This window comes from Streptomyces sp. WM6386 (genome assembly GCF_000972385.1).
Taxonomy (GTDB): domain Bacteria; phylum Actinomycetota; class Actinomycetes; order Streptomycetales; family Streptomycetaceae; genus Streptomyces.
Window position 1 is genome coordinate 1 of record NZ_JXTE01000645.1, and the last position, 359, is coordinate 359.

The 359-nt window shown below is 71.9% G+C and carries 1 pseudogene; it reads right to left on the reverse strand.

Features of this window, described 5'->3' with window-relative positions:
• Positions 1 to 119 precede the first annotated feature (119 nt).
• Positions 120 to 359 (reverse strand): annotated as a pseudogene (locus TN53_RS43075) (hypothetical protein); the annotation flags it as partial.

Below are 359 nucleotides of genomic sequence, written 5' to 3' on the forward strand. Positions count from 1 at the left end.
GAACTACATGGTGGTTGCGAGCAAGGTATAGACACCGGGCTCTCAGTCCCTGGCAGGACCGCGCGGTTGCTCGCAGGACGCTTGCGCCCTCTCATCGGTGCGGGTTCAGGCGGTCAACGCTACGCCTCGGACGAGGAGTCGGCCCCGGCCACGATCTCCATGATCCGCTGATACTCCGAGGTCAGGGACGCCAGCCCCATCCCCTCGACACGGTCCGGCACCAACCGCATCCCGCCCGCACCCGGCCCAGCCGCGACGCGCTCCGGCTCCGGCTCCGGCTCCGGCTCCGGCTCCGGCTCCACGATGCCCGACGGCCGCCGTCCCCCGTCCGTCGCCTCGGCCCACTGCCCGAACGCCCC